Below are 18,391 nucleotides of genomic sequence, written 5' to 3'. Positions count from 1 at the left end.
AGTGCGGGACTTGGAACAAAAGCAGCAGAGAAAGTCGCCGGCAACGGTTGCAACAATTCAAACTGAATATGTCCGTTCCCAGCAAAAGAAGGCAAACCGCAAGAATGCACGGAAGGTGAAGTTGTATCGGAGACTGACAGTGTTTGCGGTGATTGTAGCCATTACCTTTGGCGGTTTAACACAGATGTTGATCAAACAGAAGCAAGTGTTGGCGGCGAAGGAACAGCAGCAAGTGGAAATGCTATCTCAGCTTGAGGTCGTGCAGGAGGAGCAAGAGATGTTGAAAAGACAGCTTGCCAAATTGGATGACGACGACTATATCGCAAAACTTGCGCGGAAAGAATATTTTTTGTCTGAAAACAACGAAATTATTTTCTCGGTCCCGGAAAATAAGAAGAAAATCGATAAAAAAGACGACGGAAAAGAGTAGTCTTATTGACACTCTTTTTTTGTTGGCTATAATGAGAGTAGGGATCTTGTATTTTAACTTGAATTAGCAGCAACCCCTTGCTAATTCAAGTTAAGCCTCCGGCGGATGTCAGGGATTTTTTAGGGGAGTTAATTGTGCGAGCACAATTAAAAATCCCGACGCAATTACACCGAGGCGTAATTGACAGGATCATTAATACGGTTGCAAGGCTTCTGAAAAGGGGCCCGCTTAAATTCTAAGGAGGAGCATTTTTTTTATGTCAATTGAAGTAGGCAGCAAGTTACAGGGTAAAATAACAGGGATCACAAACTTCGGAGCATTTGTTGAGCTACCGACGGGTGCGACAGGTCTTGTCCACATTAGTGAAGTGGCAGACAACTATGTCAAAGACATTAACGAACATTTAAAAGTAGGCGACATGGTTGAAGTGAAAGTGATGAATGTCGGAACAGACGGCAAAATTGGCTTGTCGATTCGTAAAGCGAAGCCTGAGTCTGAGCAACGTCCGGAACGTCCACAGCGCCCTCAACGTCCTCGCCAAGGTGGTCGTCCTAGCCCAGTGGATCGCCCAGAGAATTTTGAAACAAAAATGGCGAAGTTCATGAAAGATAGTGAAGAACGTCTCTCGACTTTGAAGAGAGCGACAGAATCGAAACGCGGTGGCCGCGGCGCAAGAAGAGGATAACTTGCTAGCTGTTTCAATTCAAGAAAAAATGTACGATAGATAGAAAAAGCGACGTACAGAGGGATATTCCCTTTGTACGTCGCTTTTTTAGGTGAGTAGTTTGGCAAGCTAGTGTCTAGCTCCGGGCGCCAGCCGCTCGAGTCGCTTCAATCTTTCTGATAAAGGCAAAGAGCGCCTTTATCGGAAAGATCTCCAGCGCTTGTCGCGTCTAGACGGCGCCCTCCGCTTTTCATTAATGGCGGCAGAGGGGATCGAACCCCCGACCTTACGGGTATGAACCGTACGCTCTAGCCAGCTGAGCTACGCCGCCGTGGTAATATGTTGTTTCTATTTCTCAGAACAACAATACTCATATTACATGCGAACTTTCATGGTGTCAACCCATCGTTGGAAAAAAGAAAAATAGTCCGTAATGAGTCGAAACATTTTGTTTTCTTGTCGTCATGAACAGACAATTTCCTGCCATTCCCCTATGTATACTGGGAGCATAGTAGACATAGGGGGAATGGGAAATGAAACTGATAGACAGCGTGACACGTCCAGTTGGTCAGCCAATTCGTATGTATGTTGGGATGATCGGTAAGCAAAAGATACACATACTCGTTGCAACCCTATTTTTGTTGGGCTCCTTTTTCTTGTCGCAAGCTGTGTTATTCGGTACGGCTGTCCCATTTTTCTTGCCGGTTTGGGCGCTAGCACGTGCACGCTTTAGAAAATATCTCGTGTGGGTGTTCGTTGGAGGGATGTTAGGCAGTGTGTTTCTAGGAATTGGACAAGCTGTTATCCACCTACTACTCATTGCTTTATTCAATGCGGTTGTTAGGTTTCCGTTCGTCCGAAAATCGGTGCCGTTGACAGTGGCTGGTTGTCTCATCGTTGTACAAGTGTTGTGGCAGTTTGTCATGTATGCGGGATCACCGCCTGTGAATGTGCAATTATCTATCGGCTTTGAAGCGATACTTGCATTGATCATGACATTTTTTCTGTTTATTGCATTTCCACCTGTAGACCGGATTTTTTTTGGCAAATGGACACCTGAACGACTAGCTGCTGCTTGTTTGGTTGGAGCGATGGCGACAACAGGAATGAGTGGCATCATGCTGGGGCATGTATCGGTTGCTGGAACACTCATTCATCTCACCATCTTGCTGGCAGCATTAGTCGGCGGATTGCCATTTTCAACAACGATTGCGATGATTATCGCTGCGATTATAGGAATAGCAGAGTTATCGTTCACTGGCATGATGGCTGTATATGGGATGACGGGCTTTTTTGCTGGTGTACTAAGCCGCTTTGGAAAAGTAGGAATTGTAGTCGGCGGGGGCTCTGTCTCACTATTTTTCCTTCTTTATGATTTAACATTACCATTGGATAGCTCGCATTTTGTGACAATCGGCATTGCGACTGTTCTTTTCTTAGTAATCCCATCTAGTAAGCTTGAGCCGATTCGCACTGTTTTTTATCCAGATAATCAGGAGTCTACAGAAAAACGTCAAAAATGGTTGGCGGAGCGTTTGGATGAGCAATTATCCGATTTTCAACAGTTCTCCGAATTCATGTCGACACTTGTTGGTGGACGGGGTTCTTCCCGTGGAAATCAAGAAGAACCTATTCCGCAAGCGATTCCGAAGACTTGTGCCTCTTGTTTCCGTTATTCAAAATGTTGGGAAGCGCAGGATGATGATATGGCTAGGCTTCTTTTTGAATGGGAATCCACTTACTCCATGACAAAAAAAGCTTCGCGCCACCGTGTTGAGGACAAGATTAAATACAAGTGTATCCGGTTCAACGGGCTTGTGACAGAGCTTGAGGAGCAAGCGACGACTCGTTTATTAACAGGGCAGCTTCAGCATGGACGGAAAATGCTCGCTCTTCAGCTAAGAGATATGAGTACGCATCTAGATAAAATTATGAATGAAGTAAAAGAGGATTTGTCTGTTTACAAGCCTGCTGAAGATGAGATTGCCAAACGACTTCAAGAGAAAGCTATTGAGTATTTTCAAATTGATATTTTATCGGATGAACGGGGGGCGCGCCGAATTGTCTGTTGCATTCCAGAGAAAAGGTCTGATTTTGAAACGGATACGACTGTGGCAGAACGGCTCATTCTCCCAGTTCTCGAAGAGATGTATGAGGAGCCGTTTCAAGTCGCGAAATCGGTCGTGCAACAGCAGCCATTCCCACATATTCAGCTGACATTCGGTTCGGCAGTCCGTTTTTCACTCGATTATGGGATTGTTGCAACGGCAGGAAGTGAGTCGTTCCAAGCAGGAGATGCCTATGAAGTATTTCCTATTCATGATGGGCTCACGGCGGTATTGCTGTCGGATGGAATGGGGCAAGACTTGAATGCGTATCGTGAGAGTCGCAAGGTAATTCGTCTGATGCGGGAGTGCTTGGATCGTAAAATGGATCCGGAAACAGCGATGCATACGCTTCACTATATGATGTCGTTGAACGGGCTTGATGATATGTACGCAACGCTTGACTTGGCTTTGATTGATTTGCAGGATGGTCGGCTATGGTCGTGGAAAGCAGGTTCAATGAGTACGTATATTAAGCGAGGGGAGGACTTTTTAAGATTGGATAGCGAGTCTGTGCCTGTTGGGTTTCTGCCTTCCCTTTCTGTTGAGGCCAAAAATGAGCAGCTGAAAGCAGGAGATATTATTTTGATGATGACAGATGGCATGTTTAATGGTGAGATTGCGCTCGAGACACAAGAGAAAGTTTTATATGGCGCGCTAGATAAATACGGGGAAGACGACTGCGACAAAATTGCAGATCGTATTGTGAGTGAAATGGAGCGCAAGTTTGGCGCGGTGGCGGATGATCGAACGGTGTTGGTTATGAAAATCGACCACGTTCTTCCAGAGTGGTCTAGCTTCACACCTTATTCGCGAATTATTTCATAGAAAAAAGTATGCCCTCATTTCGAATTACTTGAGGTGAGGGTGTCCTATCGTTAAAATTTAGAGAAGGTAATAAATGAGGAGCTTTTGCAGATGGATACATTTAGACAGTCGATTTTCCGATTTATCAAGGACTGGTCACTGATTACACATGGAGACCGTGTGCTTGTTGCATGTTCTGGCGGCGTTGATTCAGTAGCGTTGTTACATTTTCTGGCTTCACATCGGGATAGGATGGAGATTGAAGTTGCCGCTATTCATGTCGATCATATGTTGCGGGGAGAAGAGTCGGCAGCAGATGGTGCTTTTGTTGAAGGGGTATGTGCAACATATGGCATTCCTTTTTTCGGTGGCAGTGTCCCAGTTCCTGACATGATTGAACAAAACGGTGGCAATGTACAGGCAGTATGCCGAGCTGGGAGATACGCATTATTTACGGAGATTATGCAATACCACAGATACAATGTCCTTGTCACTGCACATCATGCCGAAGATCAATTAGAAACCGTATTGATGCAAGTGGCGAAAGGTGGACAACCGTCCGGTATGCCTGTGAAGCGTGAAGTGGCGGGTGGCGTTGTTGTTCGTCCGTTCCTGCCTGTCATGAAGGCGGAGCTTTACTCGTACGTTAAGGAATATGAATTACAATTCCGCGAAGATCCGAGTAATGAAAGTGATGCCTATATGCGCAACCGTTACCGTCATCATATTGTCCCTTTTATGCTAACTGAAACCCCAGCCGCCGCCAAAAATGTAGTGAAAATGGCGGGTTGGCTTCAGCAGGACGATGATCTACTTGAAATGTTAGCGATAGAGCAGTTTGAAAGAATCGTCGAATTCACAGCAGAAGGACTCCCTGCTATTGACAGTGGTGCTTTTTCTGATATGCACCTGGCTTTACAAAGGCGGGTGATTACACTACTATTGAAGTATCTTTACGATGGGGAAAGTATACCCGTAGAATACAATTCCGCGCTAATTAGCCAGCTATTACACCACGTTACATCGCAGAATGGCAATGTGTTCATCGACCTTCCACGTGGTTATCGATTCATGAGGGCGTACAGTAAGCTGACGTTTGTTCGAGATACACAATTTGAAGAAACGGCTATTCGGAAAGTGTTTCCAAAAGGTAGCTGGACTCGTTGGGGAAATGATGTAGAGCTTTATTGGACCGAGGTGGATGATTCCAATCTGGAATTGTTCATGGGTGTAGACGACATAATGTATTTTGATCTGCCTGATACTGATTTCCCTTTATATATCAAAGGAAGGGAAGATGGGGATCGAATCTTGTTAGCAGGGATGGACCATCCGAAACGTTTGTCGAGATTGTTTATCGACGGCAAGGTGGACTTCGCTGAACGTGATCGATTACCGCTAATTGTCACAGCGCGAGGAGAGATTTGTGCCGTTCCAGGATTGCGTTATGGCGTAGCGTTTTCACGTAACAAGACAGAGCAGAGTCATTACATAGTTCTTACAAGAAAGTGTTAATCGACTTGGCTGAAGATGAATAAGGAGGAATTTCGATGTTAGAGAAAGATATCGAAGAAGTGCTAATTACAGAACAACAGATTGAAGAAAAAATCCATGAGCTTGGTGCTGTTTTGACGGAGGAATATCAAGACAAATTTCCACTTGCCATTGGTGTACTAAAAGGAGCGCTTCCTTTCATGAGCGATCTTATTAAACGCGTTGACGCATATATTGAACTTGATTTTATGGATGTATCAAGTTATGGCAATGCAACAGTATCATCGGGTGAAGTGAAAATCGTCAAGGATTTGAACACGAGTGTCGAAGGGCGCGATGTGCTCATCATTGAGGATATTATTGACAGTGGGAAAACATTAAGTTACCTCGTCGAACTGATGAAATATAGAAAAGCAAACTCCATTAAAATTGTTACGCTATTGGATAAGCCGACAGGTCGAAAAGTAGATTTAAAAGCGGACTATGTTGGCTTTATTGTGCCGGACGCTTTCGTTGTTGGGTACGGGCTTGATTATGCAGAAAAATACAGAAACTTACCTTACATTGGCGTGTTGAAAAAGGAAATCTATTCTTTTTAAGCTTTCCGAGAAACTATCTCCCGAATAAGGCATTTTCTTTGTAGGTTGAATCAGACCTATGATAAGATTTACACTAGTTTTCTGTTTGAATGAAATGAGGAGGCTTGGGATGAATCGAATACTTCGATACTTTCTATTATACGGACTAATTTTCCTAGCAATTATGGGGATATTCAGTTCACTAAACAAAACAAATCCGAATACGCAAGAAATTCGGTACGATGAATTAATTACAGCGTTGGAAAAAGGTGAAGTAAGGTCATTAACTTTGCAACCAGTTCAACTTGTTCTTCAAGTTAAAGGTGAAATGGAAGGTTATGAGAAGGGCGAAACCTTCATCACAAACACTTTAAACGGCAATGGTATTCAGGAGAAAATCCAATCGCTTGCCGGAGAAACCAAAACAGAAATTGAAATTTTGCCAGCACCTGCAACGAGCGCATGGGTATCCTTCTTTACAGGGCTTGTGCCGTTCATCATCATCTTTATCTTGTTCTTCTTCTTGTTGAATCAAGCACAAGGTGGCGGCGGTGGCCGTGTCATGAATTTCGGTAAAAGTAAGGCGAAGCTGCATACGGATGACAAGAAAAAAGTTCGGTTTACAGATGTGGCCGGAGCAGACGAAGAAAAGGCGGAGCTTGTGGAAGTTGTTGACTTCCTAAAAGATTCACGTAAATTCGTTGAAGTTGGCGCACGTATTCCGAAAGGGATTCTACTAGTAGGTCCTCCAGGTACGGGTAAAACATTGCTAGCACGTGCAGTTGCAGGTGAAGCGGGTGTACCATTCTTCTCCATCTCAGGTTCTGACTTCGTAGAAATGTTCGTAGGTGTCGGGGCATCCCGTGTACGTGACCTATTCGAAAATGCGAAAAAGAATGCACCATGTATTATTTTCATCGATGAAATCGACGCGGTCGGTCGCCAACGTGGTGCTGGTCTTGGCGGTGGACACGATGAGCGTGAACAAACGTTGAACCAACTCCTTGTTGAAATGGATGGTTTTGGTGAAAATGAAGGCATTATCATTGTGGCGGCGACAAACCGTCCAGATATCCTTGACCCAGCACTTCTTCGTCCAGGGCGTTTTGACCGTCAAATTACAGTTGGTCGTCCGGATGTTAAAGGAAGAGAAGCTGTATTACAAGTGCATGCGCGTAACAAGCCGCTTGATGACACTGTTAACTTGAAGGCACTTGCACAACGTACACCAGGATTTTCTGGTGCGGATCTTGAAAACTTGCTAAACGAAGCAGCGCTTGTTGCGGCGAGACGTAGTAAATTGAAAATTGACATGTCAGATATCGACGAGGCAACAGATCGTGTTATTGCAGGTCCTGCGAAGACGAGCCGTGTCATTTCGAAAAAAGAACGCAATATCGTTGCGTTCCATGAAGCGGGTCACGTTGTTGTTGGGCTTATGCTTGACGATGCGGAAATCGTTCATAAAGTAACCATCGTTCCACGTGGGCAGGCAGGCGGTTACGCAGTTATGCTTCCGAAAGAGGATCGTTACTTCATGACTAAGCCAGAACTTTTGGATAAGATTTCAGGACTTCTTGGTGGTCGTGTAGCTGAAGAAATCGTTCTTGGTGAAGTTTCTACGGGAGCTCACAATGATTTCCAGCGTGCAACAGGTATCGCGCGCTCGATGGTTACAGAATACGGGATGAGTGATAAGCTTGGGCCGATGCAATTCGGTCAGTCTCAAGGGCAAGTATTCCTTGGACGTGACTTTAACTCTGAACAAAATTATTCTGAGTCGATTGCCTATGAAATTGACCAAGAAATGCAACGTATTATTAAAGAACAATATGCACGTACAAAAGAGATTCTTACGGAGAACCGTGAGTTGCTTGATTTGATCGCAACGACACTTCTTGAAGTTGAAACACTTGACGCAGAACAAATTACTCATCTAAAAGAGCATGGTACATTACCTGATCGTCCGTATGGCCGCTATGGCTTGGATAATTTAGATGAAGGTGCTAAAGCTGTAGATATTTCTAAAAAAGAAGAGGATGTAGTGGTTGCTGATGTAACTGGCGCGCCTAAAGATCCATCTATTGGCGACTTGACGAAAGAGTCTGAACCAGTAGAATTGCTTAAGCCGCTTGATGAAAAACGTCAAGATTAAATGTTGAATAAAAGCTGATTGCTTCATTATGAAGCAGTCAGCTTTTTTCTCGTCTAGACTCCGGGCGCCCTGCGCTTTTGTTCATCTAACGGTCTGTGGTATGATGTGTTGGAAAACATCGAAGTTAGCGAGGAAACCATTATGATTTTAGTGTTGGATACTGGGAATACCAATATTGTCCTTGGGGTCTATGAGCAAGGGCAACTTAAACATCATTGGCGTATGGAAACGTACAGACATCGGACAGAAGACGAATATGCGATGGCGGTTAAATCGCTGTTTACTCACGTTGGCATCACTTTTGGGGATGTGACAGGCATTATCATTTCGTCGGTTGTGCCGCCGGTTATGTTTCCGCTGGAACAGATGTGTAGAAAGTATTTTAATCAGAAACCGTTGATTGTGGGTCCAGGTGTGAAAACGGGCTTGAATATTAAGTACGAAAATCCGCGTGAAGTGGGTGCCGATCGTATCGTTAATGCTGTTGCGGCTATCCATGAATATGGCGATCCGCTCATCATTGTCGATTTTGGAACAGCGACGACCTACTGTTATGTTAACGAAAAGGGCGAGTATATGGGTGGAGCGATTGCGCCTGGTATTGGGATTTCGATGGAGGCCTTATTTGACCGGGCATCTAAATTACCGCGTATTGAACTGACGAAGCCGGATCATGTTGTGGGGAAAAATACAGTAGCAGCTATGCAAGCGGGAATTGTCTATGGCTATGTTGGACAAGTCGAGGGGATAGTTGCCCGTATGAAAGCGCAAAGTAAGGGAGAGCCGATGGTGATTGCTACTGGAGGTCTTGCAGATTTAATTGCGAGTGAAACAACCGTTATTGATGTCGTCGATAACTTCCTGACGTTAAAAGGGCTTCATATAATTTATGAAAGAAACATGTAAAAGGAGTCGAGGGTCTATAATGAAGGATTATTTAGTAAAAGCATTAGCATTTGACGGGACAATTCGGGCGTATGCAGTCCGTTCGACGGAGGCGGTTGCTGAAGTACAACGTCGTCATGCAATGTGGCCGACAGCAACGGCTGCTTTGGGGCGATCAATGACTGCAGCTGTGATGATGGGTGCTATGGTAAAAGGTGAAGACAAACTAACGATTAAAATCGATGGCGGTGGGCCGATTGGTTCGATGATTATCGATGCAAATGCACATGGTGAAGTTCGTGGGTATGCGACGAATCCGCAAACGCATTTCGATTTGAATGACCAAGGGAAACTTGATGTGAGACGTGCGGTTGGAACGGATGGTTTGCTAACGATTGTTAAGGATCTTGGTTTACGGGATTTTTTTACCGGGCAAGTTCCAATAGTCTCTGGTGAAATTGCTGAAGACTTTACAGAGTACTTTGTTGTTTCGGAACAGGTGCCTTCTGCTGTTGGACTTGGCGTTCTTGTGAATCCAGACAATACGGCAAAGGCGGCTGGAGGATTTATCATCCAAGTAATGCCGGGAGCAACAGATGAAACGATTGGGAAATTAGAAGAACGCATTGCCAATGTCGAGCCGATTTCAAAATTAATCGACCGTGGTTTGACGCCGGAAGAGATTCTTGGTGAAGTACTCGGTGCAGAAAATGTGGAAATACTGGATCGAATGGATGTTACGTTTACATGTAATTGCTCGAGAGAACGATTTGGTAACGCGATAATCGGTCTAGGAGAGCAGGAAATTCAAGCGATGATTGATGAGGATGGAAAAGCGGAGGCGCACTGCCATTTCTGTCTAGAGACATATGAATATCCAAAGGAAGAATTGGAAGGTTTTATCCGTGAAATACGGTCGGAATCTTGAAGCGAGACCGGCAAGTTCGCAAAAGCGCAAACTAAAAACGAAACCACTTCTTCTGTTAATAGCCATCCTTTTTGCTTTTAATGTTTTATGGTTCATTGGCTGGCTGATACCGGATGCAGACAAGAAGCCGAAGCAAACAGGTGAAGAAGTGGCGTCGGTTGCTGGCGAGCCGATCACGAGAGAGCAATGGATGACTGCGATGGAAGCGGAAATTGGGCGTGAAACTCTTCTGGAACTTGTAAATGGCAAGGTGATGGAGGCTGCTGCGAAACAATACGCGATTGATGTCTCCGATCAGGAGATTGATCTTGAAGTTGCGCTGATTCGTTCGGTGGATGGACGCTCATATACTGGCTTGGATATAGAGAAAATGCGCCAAAAAATCCGTTCAAATTTAATTCTTGAAAAAGTGCTAACGAAAGATATCGTTGTTGAAGATGATGCGATTGACGAGCATTATGAGGAAAATACTTCTCTTTATAATATTTCGACTGCTTATCGAACGGCTATTATCGTTGTTGCGACGAAAGATGAGGCGGAACAGGCGGTGGATGAGCTATCGAAAGGTTCGAGTTTCGATGTTTTGGCTAAAGAGCGTTCAACGGATCTTGCTTCTGCTAGTCTTGGTGGAGACATTGGTTATATCAATATGTCGACGGATGCAATAGACAAAAATATTGTAGAGGTTGCGATTGATATGAAACCGGATTCGACAAGTGAAGTCGTTGCTTTGAGTGATGGAACGTATGCAATTATTCATGTCAGTGAAGTTGTAGAGGGTCAGACGTTTAAATTGGATGATGTAAAAGACCATATTAAGCGTGAACTTGCCCTTGAGCAGCTCCCGCAGTCGGTAAGCCCAGAAGCATTTTGGGATGATTTCGATGCAAAATGGTTTTACGGTAAATAATAGTGCTGTTCAGAATCCGATATTGATAGGGAGTCTGGACAGTTTTTTGTAGCTAAGGATGCTTATGAAATAAAAATAAAGAATCATTTGACAATGGATAGAAGATGGTAGTATTATTAATTAAACAAAGCATATCAAAATAGTAGGGATTGGGAGAGGATAAGGATGACGTTAGTTGGAAACTCTGTTGCAGACTTGGTTGGAAAGACACCTCTTGTTAAATTGAATAGATTGGTTGGACCGGAAGATGCGGAAGTCTATTTGAAGCTTGAATACTTCAATCCAGGTTCTAGCGTGAAAGACCGAATTGCGCTAGCGATGATTGAAGCGGCTGAAAAGTCTGGAGAACTTAAAGAGGGAAGTACGATTATTGAGCCGACGAGTGGTAACACGGGAATTGGTCTTGCAATGATCGCTGCTGCTAAAGGATATAAAGCTGTACTGGTGATGCCGGATACGATGAGTACAGAACGTCGTAATCTATTGCGTGCATACGGTGCGGATCTTATTTTGACACCGGGTGCTGAAGGTATGAAAGGTGCTATTGCCAAAGCAGACGAATTAGCGAAGGAAAATGGCTGGTACGTACCGCAGCAATTTAATAATGCGGCCAATCCTGAAATTCATCGTTTGACAACAGGTCCTGAAATTGCAGATGCGCTAGATCGCGTGGATGCATTTGTTTCTGGTATTGGAACAGGTGGTACGATTACAGGAGCTGGTGGCGTCTTGAAAGAGCGTTTCCCTGACGTCAAGATTATTGCAGTTGAACCGACGGACTCACCTATCCTTTCTGGTGGTAAACCTGGACCGCATAAAATTCAAGGGATTGGCGCAGGATTTGTTCCAGAGGTGTTAGATACGAAAGTCTATGATGAAATTGCTTTAGTAACAAACGATGAGGCATATGATACAGCAAGACGTGCAGCACGCGAAGAAGGGATTCTAGGTGGGGTTTCATCTGGGGCGGCCATCTTTGTAGCACTGCAAGCGGCGAAAAAGCTTGGTAAAGGGAAGAAAGTTGTTGCGATCCTTCCATCGAATGGTGAACGCTACTTGAGTACACCACTTTATCAATTTGACGAAGAGTAATAGAGAAAGAGAGGGGGCGATGTCGCTCCTTCTTTTTTGTTGTCTAGACTCCAGCATTTTTCTTAGTGGCGTAAAATACCTTTCGCGAGGTAAAATGAAGATACAAATTATTAGCAGGGGGAATAAGAATGCAAGGACAACAACCAGTGTATACAACAGCGGAAATGACGAAAGAGCAATTTTTCTATGCGTATAAAGAATTGGCACATAATACTGATCGTCATCTGCTCCTTGAAAGTGGGCGGAGTGGCGCGTTATGCATGGCTGGGGTTGATCCACTTGTGACGCTACAGGCGCTTGAAGGCGATAAATTACAGCTTGTTTGGCGCGATGGTACGGAGGAAGTAAGAGAAGGGGAGCCGCTGGAGTTGTTGAATGATTTTGCGCGGGTCTTCGAAATGGATACAATTCCAGCGTTACCGGATTTTCAAGGTGGGGTAATGGGTTTCATCAGTTATGATTATGCGCGTCGTTATGAACCGATTCCGGTAGATACGGTAGATGACCTAGAGACGCCAGATCTCTATTTTTATTTATTTGATCGGTGGGTAGTGTTAGATATACAAACAGAAACGGCTTATTTCATGACACTCCCGAATCGTGACTTGGATGTTGAGAGTTTGAAAAGTGAATGGTTGGCCGCAGCTTCAGAGGGATTGAAGAAGCAGGTTTTCCTACAAGGAAAAGCAACGGAGATTTCTTCGGCGTCTGATGATCTTGCGGTAGCTGTAACAGGCCCGAAATTTGAACAGATGGTGCGTGATGTGCAAAGTTATATTGCTAGCAACGATGTTGTGCAAGTAAATCTTTCTGTACGTCAATCAAGACCATTGGCTGCGCAGCCGCTTGCGATGTATGAGGCACTTCGTTCATTCAACCCATCGCCTTATATGGCGTCGATTGGTGCACCGGAATTTGCGGTCGTTTCAGGTTCACCTGAGTTATTGCTGAAAAAACGTGGGGATGAGTTAAGTACGCGTCCAATAGGTGGGACAAGACCTCGGGGAGCGACGGATAGTGAGGATGCTGCGTTAAAGGCAGAATTACTAGCGAATGAGAAAGAAACTGGCGAGCATATTATGCTGGTTGATTTGGAAAAGGAAGATTTTGAACGTGTTTGTGCACCGGAGACGGTGGAAACGGATGAGTTCATGGTTGTGGAAAAATATTCACACGTCATGCATTTAGTATCAAATGTTCGGGGGACTGCTGCAGCGGGAATATCGAATGCGGATATCATTAAAGGAGTTTTCCCAGGTGGTTCGATTACGGGTTCACCGAAGCTACGGACAATGGAGATTATCGAAGAATTGGAGCCGACGCGCAGAGGTCTATATACGGGATCGATTGGTTGGCTTGGTTTTAATGGCGATATGGAGTTGAATATTGTAATCCGCACGGCTTATATTAAAGATGGTGTTGCACATATTCAGGCGGGTGCTGGTTTGGTGGCAGATTCAGTGCCGGAAGCCGAGTATATCGAGTCGTTGAATAAAGCAAAAGCGTTATGGCAGGCAAAAGCGATGGCGGAAAACTAAGGAGGTTGCGGCATGTGGTGTTGGATGAATGGTGAATTCATGCAGGCGGAGGAGTTGAAAATTTCCCCGTTTGACCACGGTTTTCTTTATGGTGCTGGTTTTTTTGAAACGTTTCGGACATACGACGGCAACGTATTGTTGTTTGATGAACATATGGAGCGGTTACATGCTGCCCTCGCAGAGTACCGAATTGCGATGCCTTATACAAACGCCGAAATTTTGGCTGTCGTTCAAGTGCTTGATGAGAAGTCAGGAAATACAGACGGCTATTTTCGTCTCAACGTTTCAGCAGGTGTCCACGATATAGGTTTAGCCCCTTCATCATACGCAACGCCGAATGTTATTTTATTCAGAAAAGCGTTGGCTCCGGCTGTTCGTGGTGCAGAGAAAAAGGCGGTTTGGTTGGACACGCCACGTAATCTCCCAGAAAGTGCGGTGCGTCATAAATCGCATAACTTCTTGAATAACGTGCGCGGTCGATTGGAGTTACCTTCATTAAAAGATATGGAAGGGCTTTTCGTAACGAATGAAGGATTTGTTGCGGAAGGCGTTACGTCGAATGTCTTTTGGATGAAGGCTAGTGAATTGTTCACGCCTGCAATTGAAACAGGGATTTTGCCGGGGACGACGCGTGCTTTTGTTGTGAAATTGGCTGAGTCTGCTGGGATTGTTGTGCACGAAGGGTGTTATGGTAAAGAGTGTGTAGAAGATGCAGATGAAGTATTCGTGACGAATGCTGTGCAGGAACTGGTGCCGTTAGTGACGATCGAGGATAGTTCGCTTCCAGGAGCTTCGGGGGTTAATTATCAAAGGCTTCATGAATTATATAGACGGGCGATAGAGGATATGAAAGAAGGCGACAGTTGATGGAATTGGCGAAAGCGCGTGGTGTGTACACATTTGGCGAGACGAAAATGGATTTTCGTAAAGAAACGGTGATCATGGGTATTTTAAACGTGACGCCGGATTCCTTTTCGGATGGCGGGAAATTTGGACATATGGATGCGGCGCTTGAACACGTGGAACAAATGCTTCGTGACGGCGCAAAAATTATCGATATTGGTGGGGAGTCGACGCGACCAGGGCATGTACCGGTTTCTTTGGCGCAGGAGATTGAACGGACGGCGCCGATTATCGAAGCTGTTACGAAGGAATTTGGCTGTGTGGTGTCGATTGATACATATAAAGCAGGCGTGGCGGAAGAGGCCATTAAAGCGGGTGCGCAAATTATTAATGATATATGGGGAGCGAAACGAGAACCGGCTATCGCGGATGTTGCGGCGAAATATGAGGTACCTATTATTCTGATGCATAATCGTGACGAAGCGGAGTACGGGGAATCGTTCATGGATACGGTCATTGCCGATTTGGAAGAGAGTGTCTGCATTGCGGTTGCGGCGGGTGTTGCGTATGATAATATTTGGTTAGATCCTGGTATTGGTTTTGCGCGAGATACGATGCAAAATATATGGACGATGCAAGGGTTGCGACGTATTTCTGATATGGGTTATCCGGTTTTACTAGGAACCTCAAGGAAATCATTGATAGGCAATGTATTAGAGTTGCCTGTCGAGGAACGATTAGAGGGTACGGGTGCAACGGTTTGTTATGGAATTGAGCATGGTTGCCATATTATGCGTGTTCACGATGTGAAGGAAATCGCGCGGATGGCAAAAATGATGGATGTCTTAACGGGGAAAACGGTATTTGAAGGGTAGGAGAACTATGGATTATATTCATCTGAACGAAATGGAGTTTTACGGATATCACGGGGCATTGCCAGAAGAAAATACATTGGGGCAGCGTTTTCGTGTGACCGTATCGCTTGCGACGGATCTTGCTGAAGCGGGGAAAACCGATAATCTGGATAGAACAGTGAACTATGCGGAAGTCTATCATGTATGTCGTGCGATTGTGGAAGGTGAGCCGGTGAAGTTGATTGAAGCAGTTGCGGAAAAGATTGCGGCTAGCGTAATGGAGGAGTTCGCGGCTAAAGTGACGGGCGTCCGTGTTGTGTTGATAAAACCGGACCCGCCAATTCCAGGTCATTATGCATCGGTATCGGTTGATATTACAAGAGGACGCTTCGTATGACGGTAGCGTATCTGTCGATTGGTTCGAATATTGGTGATCGATTGTATCATTTGGTCGAGGCGGTGCGGGCACTTCATTCGCATGGCGGGATGGAAGTGGTGGCGGTTTCTTCTATATATGAAACGGCGCCTGTAGGGTATACAGATCAGGCGGATTTTTTGAATGTGGCCGTTTGTGTGGAAACTGTTGTGGATGCGCAGGAATTACTGGCCATTTGTCAACAAGTTGAGCGGGAACTTGGTCGGCAGAGGACGATTAGATGGGGCCCTCGAACTGTTGACCTCGACATATTGCTGTATGGTACCGACACTATTGAAACGGAGAATTTAGTTGTACCGCATCCGCGTATGCATGAGCGGGCGTTTGTTCTCATACCACTCCTGGAAATTGCCCCTACAATTATCCAGCCAGCGACAGGGAAGCTGTATTCAGAAGAATCCGCTGTTCAAGATAGCGGTGTTATGCTTTGGAAGAAGGTTAGTGGAATCGAGTATTTCCTACAATTAAAGGAATGAAGCGCCTCTCGTTATATGGAACGTGATCGCGTGGCAGTAGGTGCTATTTGAAATAAATGAGGGGCTGCCGTTGTACTATGGCGGTCCTTTTTGTTACATATGATAAGTAAAGCGTGTCGGCGTGTCGCAAATTGTGTACAATAGGTGCATACTATTAAAAGGATAAATGATGAAGGAGTGAAAGAAATGTCCCATTTGGATGAATTAAACGATCAGTTACTGGTGAGACGCCAGAAGATGGAAGATATACGGGAGAGTGGATTAGATCCATTCGGCTCAAGATTTGAACGGACACATCTTTCTAATGAAATTCTAGAGAAATATGAAAATCTTTCAAAGGAAGAGCTTGATGAAACGCCGCATGAAGTGAAAATTGCAGGACGTATCATGACCAAACGTGGAAAAGGGAAAGCGGGCTTTGCGCATTTGCAAGACCTTGGTGGCCAGATTCAAATCTACGTAAGGCAAGATGCGATTGGTGAAGAGGCATATGAACTGTTCAATAGTGCGGATCTTGGCGATATTATTGGGATTTCTGGAGTAGTATTTAAAACGAAAGTTGGAGAACTCTCCATTAAAGTAACAGAATTTACATTCCTAACAAAAGCTCTACGTCCGTTACCGGAGAAATTCCATGGGTTAAAAGACGTCGAGCAACGTTATCGTCAGCGTTATTTAGACTTAATTTCAACAGAAGGTAGTAAAGAGACGTTCATCTTACGAAGCAAAATCATCCAGTCGATGCGTCGCTACCTAGATGGACAAGGCTTCCTTGAAGTTGAAACGCCAATGCTACATTCGATTGCAGGCGGAGCGTCAGCGCGCCCGTTCATCACGCATCATAATGCGCTAGATATGGAACTGTATATGCGTATTGCGATTGAGCTGCATTTGAAACGTCTCATTGTAGGTGGACTAGAGAAGGTCTATGAAATTGGACGCGTATTCCGTAATGAAGGAATCTCGACACGTCATAATCCTGAATTTACAATGATTGAATTATATGAGGCTTATGCGGATTATAACGATATCATGGCATTGACGGAAAACATGGTTGCTCATATCGCACAAGATGTACTCGGTACAACACAAGTGCAATACGGAGAAGATATAATTGAATTGGCGCCAGGTTGGACACGTCTTCATATGGTTGAAGCAATCAAGCAATACACGGGCGTAGACTTCTGGAAAGAGATGTCGAAGGAAGAAGCGCATGCGTTAGCTAAAGAGCATAACGTAGAAGTAACGGCAATGATGGAAGTCGGCCATGTGTTGAATGAATTCTTCGAGCAAAAAGTTGAAGAACAACTTGTGCAACCAACATTCATCTTTGGGCATCCAGTAGAAATCTCACCACTTGCGAAGAAAAATCCGGAAGATGGTCGCTTTACAGATCGTTTCGAATTATTCATCGTTCGTCGCGAACACGCTAATGCCTTTACGGAGCTTAACGATCCAATTGACCAACGCCAACGTTTTGAAGCGCAAATGGTTGAGAAAGAGCAAGGTAATGATGAAGCGCATGAGATGGACAATGACTTTATAGAAGCATTGGAGTACGGATTACCACCTACTGGCGGACTTGGAATCGGGGTTGACCGTCTTGTGATGCTGTTGACTAATGCACAATCAATCCGGGACATTCTGCTATTCCCACAGATGCGTAAGAAAGACTAACATGCATACTCACCGTGTAAAGCCGTTAAAATAGGCTTTGCATGGTGATTTTTTTATCGATGAAAAAAAGTGTTGCAATCGAAAGGGTGAGATGGTATATTAGAAAACGTTGCACTTCCGATATACTAAAACAACGTAAAAAGAAGTTAAAAATCGTTGTTGACTTGTATGAAAGGAAATGCTAAGATATAAAACGTTGCACTTCCGATATGAGAACAACAACGAAAAAGAAATTGAAATTAGTTGTTGACATGAAGAGTACAACTTGATATGATATAAAAGTTGCTTACGAAATAACGGCAACAAATAATATCGACATGAACCTTGAAAACTGAACAGCAAAACGTCAATGAAATACAGCGAGAGTGCTTAATGCACTCGAGCAAAACGTTTCTTAGTAAATCGATTTCCGTCGGTTGAACAAAAACACACGTGACATTATTAATTTAATGCCAGCAAGAAATGAGCTATTCATTTTCTTCTATTATGGAGAGTTTGATCCTGGCTCAGGACGAACGC

16 protein-coding genes, 1 tRNA gene and 1 rRNA gene (1 of these 18 only partly in view) are annotated in these 18,391 nt (G+C 44.5%); 17 read left to right on the top strand and 1 reads right to left on the bottom strand.

Annotation, left to right across the window (positions count from 1 at the left end; translation table 11 throughout):
• Position 1: 1 nt before the first annotated feature.
• Together N1I80_RS21250 and N1I80_RS21245 are read left to right on the top strand one after the other, a co-directional pair.
• The gene (locus N1I80_RS21250; protein ID WP_445683674.1) at positions 2-430 is read left to right on the top strand and encodes an FtsB family cell division protein; all 429 of its coding nucleotides are present in this window, start codon (positions 2-4) and stop codon (positions 428-430) included.
• Between the two features lie 256 nt (positions 431-686).
• Complete coding sequence (locus N1I80_RS21245; protein WP_203248981.1) at positions 687-1,115, top strand: S1 domain-containing RNA-binding protein; 429 nt, start codon at positions 687-689, stop codon at positions 1,113-1,115.
• 236 nt (positions 1,116-1,351) lie between these two features.
• Here N1I80_RS21245 and N1I80_RS21240 read toward each other — a convergent pair.
• Positions 1,352-1,425, bottom strand: a tRNA-Met gene (locus N1I80_RS21240).
• Positions 1,426-1,627: 202 nt separating this feature from the next.
• Here N1I80_RS21240 and N1I80_RS21235 point away from each other — a divergent pair.
• The 15 genes from N1I80_RS21235 to N1I80_RS21165 form a co-directional block, all read left to right on the top strand.
• Positions 1,628-4,027: a SpoIIE family protein phosphatase gene (locus tag N1I80_RS21235; protein WP_340739800.1), complete on the top strand. Its 2,400-nt coding sequence runs from the start codon at positions 1,628-1,630 to the stop codon at positions 4,025-4,027.
• Positions 4,028-4,117: 90 nt separating this feature from the next.
• Positions 4,118-5,521, top strand: coding sequence for a tRNA lysidine(34) synthetase TilS (gene tilS, locus N1I80_RS21230; protein WP_340739799.1), 1,404 nt, complete (start codon positions 4,118-4,120; stop codon positions 5,519-5,521).
• Positions 5,522-5,556: 35 nt separating this feature from the next.
• A complete protein-coding gene (gene hpt, locus N1I80_RS21225; protein ID WP_340739798.1) occupies positions 5,557-6,099 on the top strand; it encodes a hypoxanthine phosphoribosyltransferase in 543 nt (180 codons plus the stop codon).
• A 109-nt stretch (positions 6,100-6,208) separates the two neighbouring features.
• Positions 6,209-8,233 carry an ATP-dependent zinc metalloprotease FtsH gene (ftsH, locus tag N1I80_RS21220; RefSeq protein WP_340739797.1) on the top strand — a complete coding sequence of 675 codons (2,025 nt, stop codon included), beginning with the start codon at positions 6,209-6,211 and terminating at the stop codon, positions 8,231-8,233.
• Between the two features lie 141 nt (positions 8,234-8,374).
• Complete coding sequence (locus N1I80_RS21215; RefSeq protein ID WP_340739796.1) at positions 8,375-9,139, top strand: type III pantothenate kinase; 765 nt, start codon at positions 8,375-8,377, stop codon at positions 9,137-9,139.
• 19 nt (positions 9,140-9,158) lie between these two features.
• A complete protein-coding gene (gene hslO, locus N1I80_RS21210; RefSeq protein ID WP_340739795.1) occupies positions 9,159-10,046 on the top strand; it encodes an Hsp33 family molecular chaperone HslO in 888 nt (295 codons plus the stop codon).
• A complete protein-coding gene (locus N1I80_RS21205; RefSeq protein WP_340739794.1) occupies positions 10,024-10,956 on the top strand; it encodes a peptidyl-prolyl cis-trans isomerase in 933 nt (310 codons plus the stop codon). Before hslO ends, N1I80_RS21205 begins: the two co-directional genes overlap by 23 nt.
• Before the next feature lie 165 nt (positions 10,957-11,121).
• Positions 11,122-12,048, top strand: coding sequence for a cysteine synthase A (gene cysK, locus N1I80_RS21200; RefSeq protein ID WP_340739793.1), 927 nt, complete (start codon positions 11,122-11,124; stop codon positions 12,046-12,048).
• Positions 12,049-12,176: 128 nt separating this feature from the next.
• Positions 12,177-13,586 carry an anthranilate synthase component I family protein gene (locus tag N1I80_RS21195; RefSeq protein ID WP_340739792.1) on the top strand — a complete coding sequence of 470 codons (1,410 nt, stop codon included), beginning with the start codon at positions 12,177-12,179 and terminating at the stop codon, positions 13,584-13,586.
• A 12-nt stretch (positions 13,587-13,598) separates the two neighbouring features.
• Positions 13,599-14,453 carry an aminodeoxychorismate lyase gene (gene pabC, locus N1I80_RS21190; RefSeq protein WP_340739791.1) on the top strand — a complete coding sequence of 285 codons (855 nt, stop codon included), beginning with the start codon at positions 13,599-13,601 and terminating at the stop codon, positions 14,451-14,453.
• Positions 14,453-15,304: a dihydropteroate synthase gene (gene folP, locus N1I80_RS21185; RefSeq protein ID WP_340739790.1), complete on the top strand. Its 852-nt coding sequence runs from the start codon at positions 14,453-14,455 to the stop codon at positions 15,302-15,304. The genes pabC and folP overlap by 1 nt, the downstream gene beginning before the upstream one ends.
• A gap of 7 nt (positions 15,305-15,311) precedes the next feature.
• Positions 15,312-15,680: a dihydroneopterin aldolase gene (gene folB / locus N1I80_RS21180; protein WP_340739789.1), complete on the top strand. Its 369-nt coding sequence runs from the start codon at positions 15,312-15,314 to the stop codon at positions 15,678-15,680.
• The gene (folK, locus tag N1I80_RS21175) at positions 15,677-16,195 is read left to right on the top strand and encodes a 2-amino-4-hydroxy-6-hydroxymethyldihydropteridine diphosphokinase (protein WP_340739788.1); all 519 of its coding nucleotides are present in this window, start codon (positions 15,677-15,679) and stop codon (positions 16,193-16,195) included. The genes folB and folK overlap by 4 nt, the downstream gene beginning before the upstream one ends.
• 186 nt (positions 16,196-16,381) lie before the next feature.
• Positions 16,382-17,872 (top strand): lysine--tRNA ligase, encoded by a 1,491-nt coding sequence (gene lysS, locus N1I80_RS21170; protein ID WP_340739787.1) that lies wholly within the window; start codon positions 16,382-16,384, stop codon positions 17,870-17,872.
• 483 nt (positions 17,873-18,355) lie between these two features.
• Positions 18,356-18,391, top strand: a 16S ribosomal RNA gene (locus N1I80_RS21165) (it continues 1,520 nt past the right edge of the window).

This window comes from Sporosarcina sp. FSL K6-3457, from assembly GCF_038007285.1.
Lineage (GTDB): Bacteria > Bacillota > Bacilli > Bacillales_A > Planococcaceae > Sporosarcina.
The sequence above is the reverse complement of the archived record's forward strand: the minus strand, read 5'-3'. Positions and strand labels throughout refer to the sequence as shown.

What these genes read in the sequence shown, in the direction of transcription:
- lysS (WP_340739787.1), top strand. Translation starts at nt 16,382, where the DNA reads ATGTCCCATTTGGATGAATTAAACGATCAGTTACTGGTGAGACGCCAG.
- hpt (WP_340739798.1), top strand. Translation starts at nt 5,557, where the DNA reads ATGTTAGAGAAAGATATCGAAGAAGTGCTAATTACAGAACAACAGATT.
- N1I80_RS21235 (WP_340739800.1), top strand. Translation starts at nt 1,628, where the DNA reads ATGAAACTGATAGACAGCGTGACACGTCCAGTTGGTCAGCCAATTCGT.
- N1I80_RS21245 (WP_203248981.1), top strand. Translation starts at nt 687, where the DNA reads ATGTCAATTGAAGTAGGCAGCAAGTTACAGGGTAAAATAACAGGGATC.
- N1I80_RS21195 (WP_340739792.1), top strand. Translation starts at nt 12,177, where the DNA reads ATGCAAGGACAACAACCAGTGTATACAACAGCGGAAATGACGAAAGAG.
- hslO (WP_340739795.1), top strand. Translation starts at nt 9,159, where the DNA reads ATGAAGGATTATTTAGTAAAAGCATTAGCATTTGACGGGACAATTCGG.
- folK (WP_340739788.1), top strand. Translation starts at nt 15,677, where the DNA reads ATGACGGTAGCGTATCTGTCGATTGGTTCGAATATTGGTGATCGATTG.
- cysK (WP_340739793.1), top strand. Translation starts at nt 11,122, where the DNA reads ATGACGTTAGTTGGAAACTCTGTTGCAGACTTGGTTGGAAAGACACCT.
- folP (WP_340739790.1), top strand. Translation starts at nt 14,453, where the DNA reads ATGGAATTGGCGAAAGCGCGTGGTGTGTACACATTTGGCGAGACGAAA.
- pabC (WP_340739791.1), top strand. Translation starts at nt 13,599, where the DNA reads ATGTGGTGTTGGATGAATGGTGAATTCATGCAGGCGGAGGAGTTGAAA.
- folB (WP_340739789.1), top strand. Translation starts at nt 15,312, where the DNA reads ATGGATTATATTCATCTGAACGAAATGGAGTTTTACGGATATCACGGG.
- tilS (WP_340739799.1), top strand. Translation starts at nt 4,118, where the DNA reads ATGGATACATTTAGACAGTCGATTTTCCGATTTATCAAGGACTGGTCA.
- N1I80_RS21215 (WP_340739796.1), top strand. Translation starts at nt 8,375, where the DNA reads ATGATTTTAGTGTTGGATACTGGGAATACCAATATTGTCCTTGGGGTC.
- ftsH (WP_340739797.1), top strand. Translation starts at nt 6,209, where the DNA reads ATGAATCGAATACTTCGATACTTTCTATTATACGGACTAATTTTCCTA.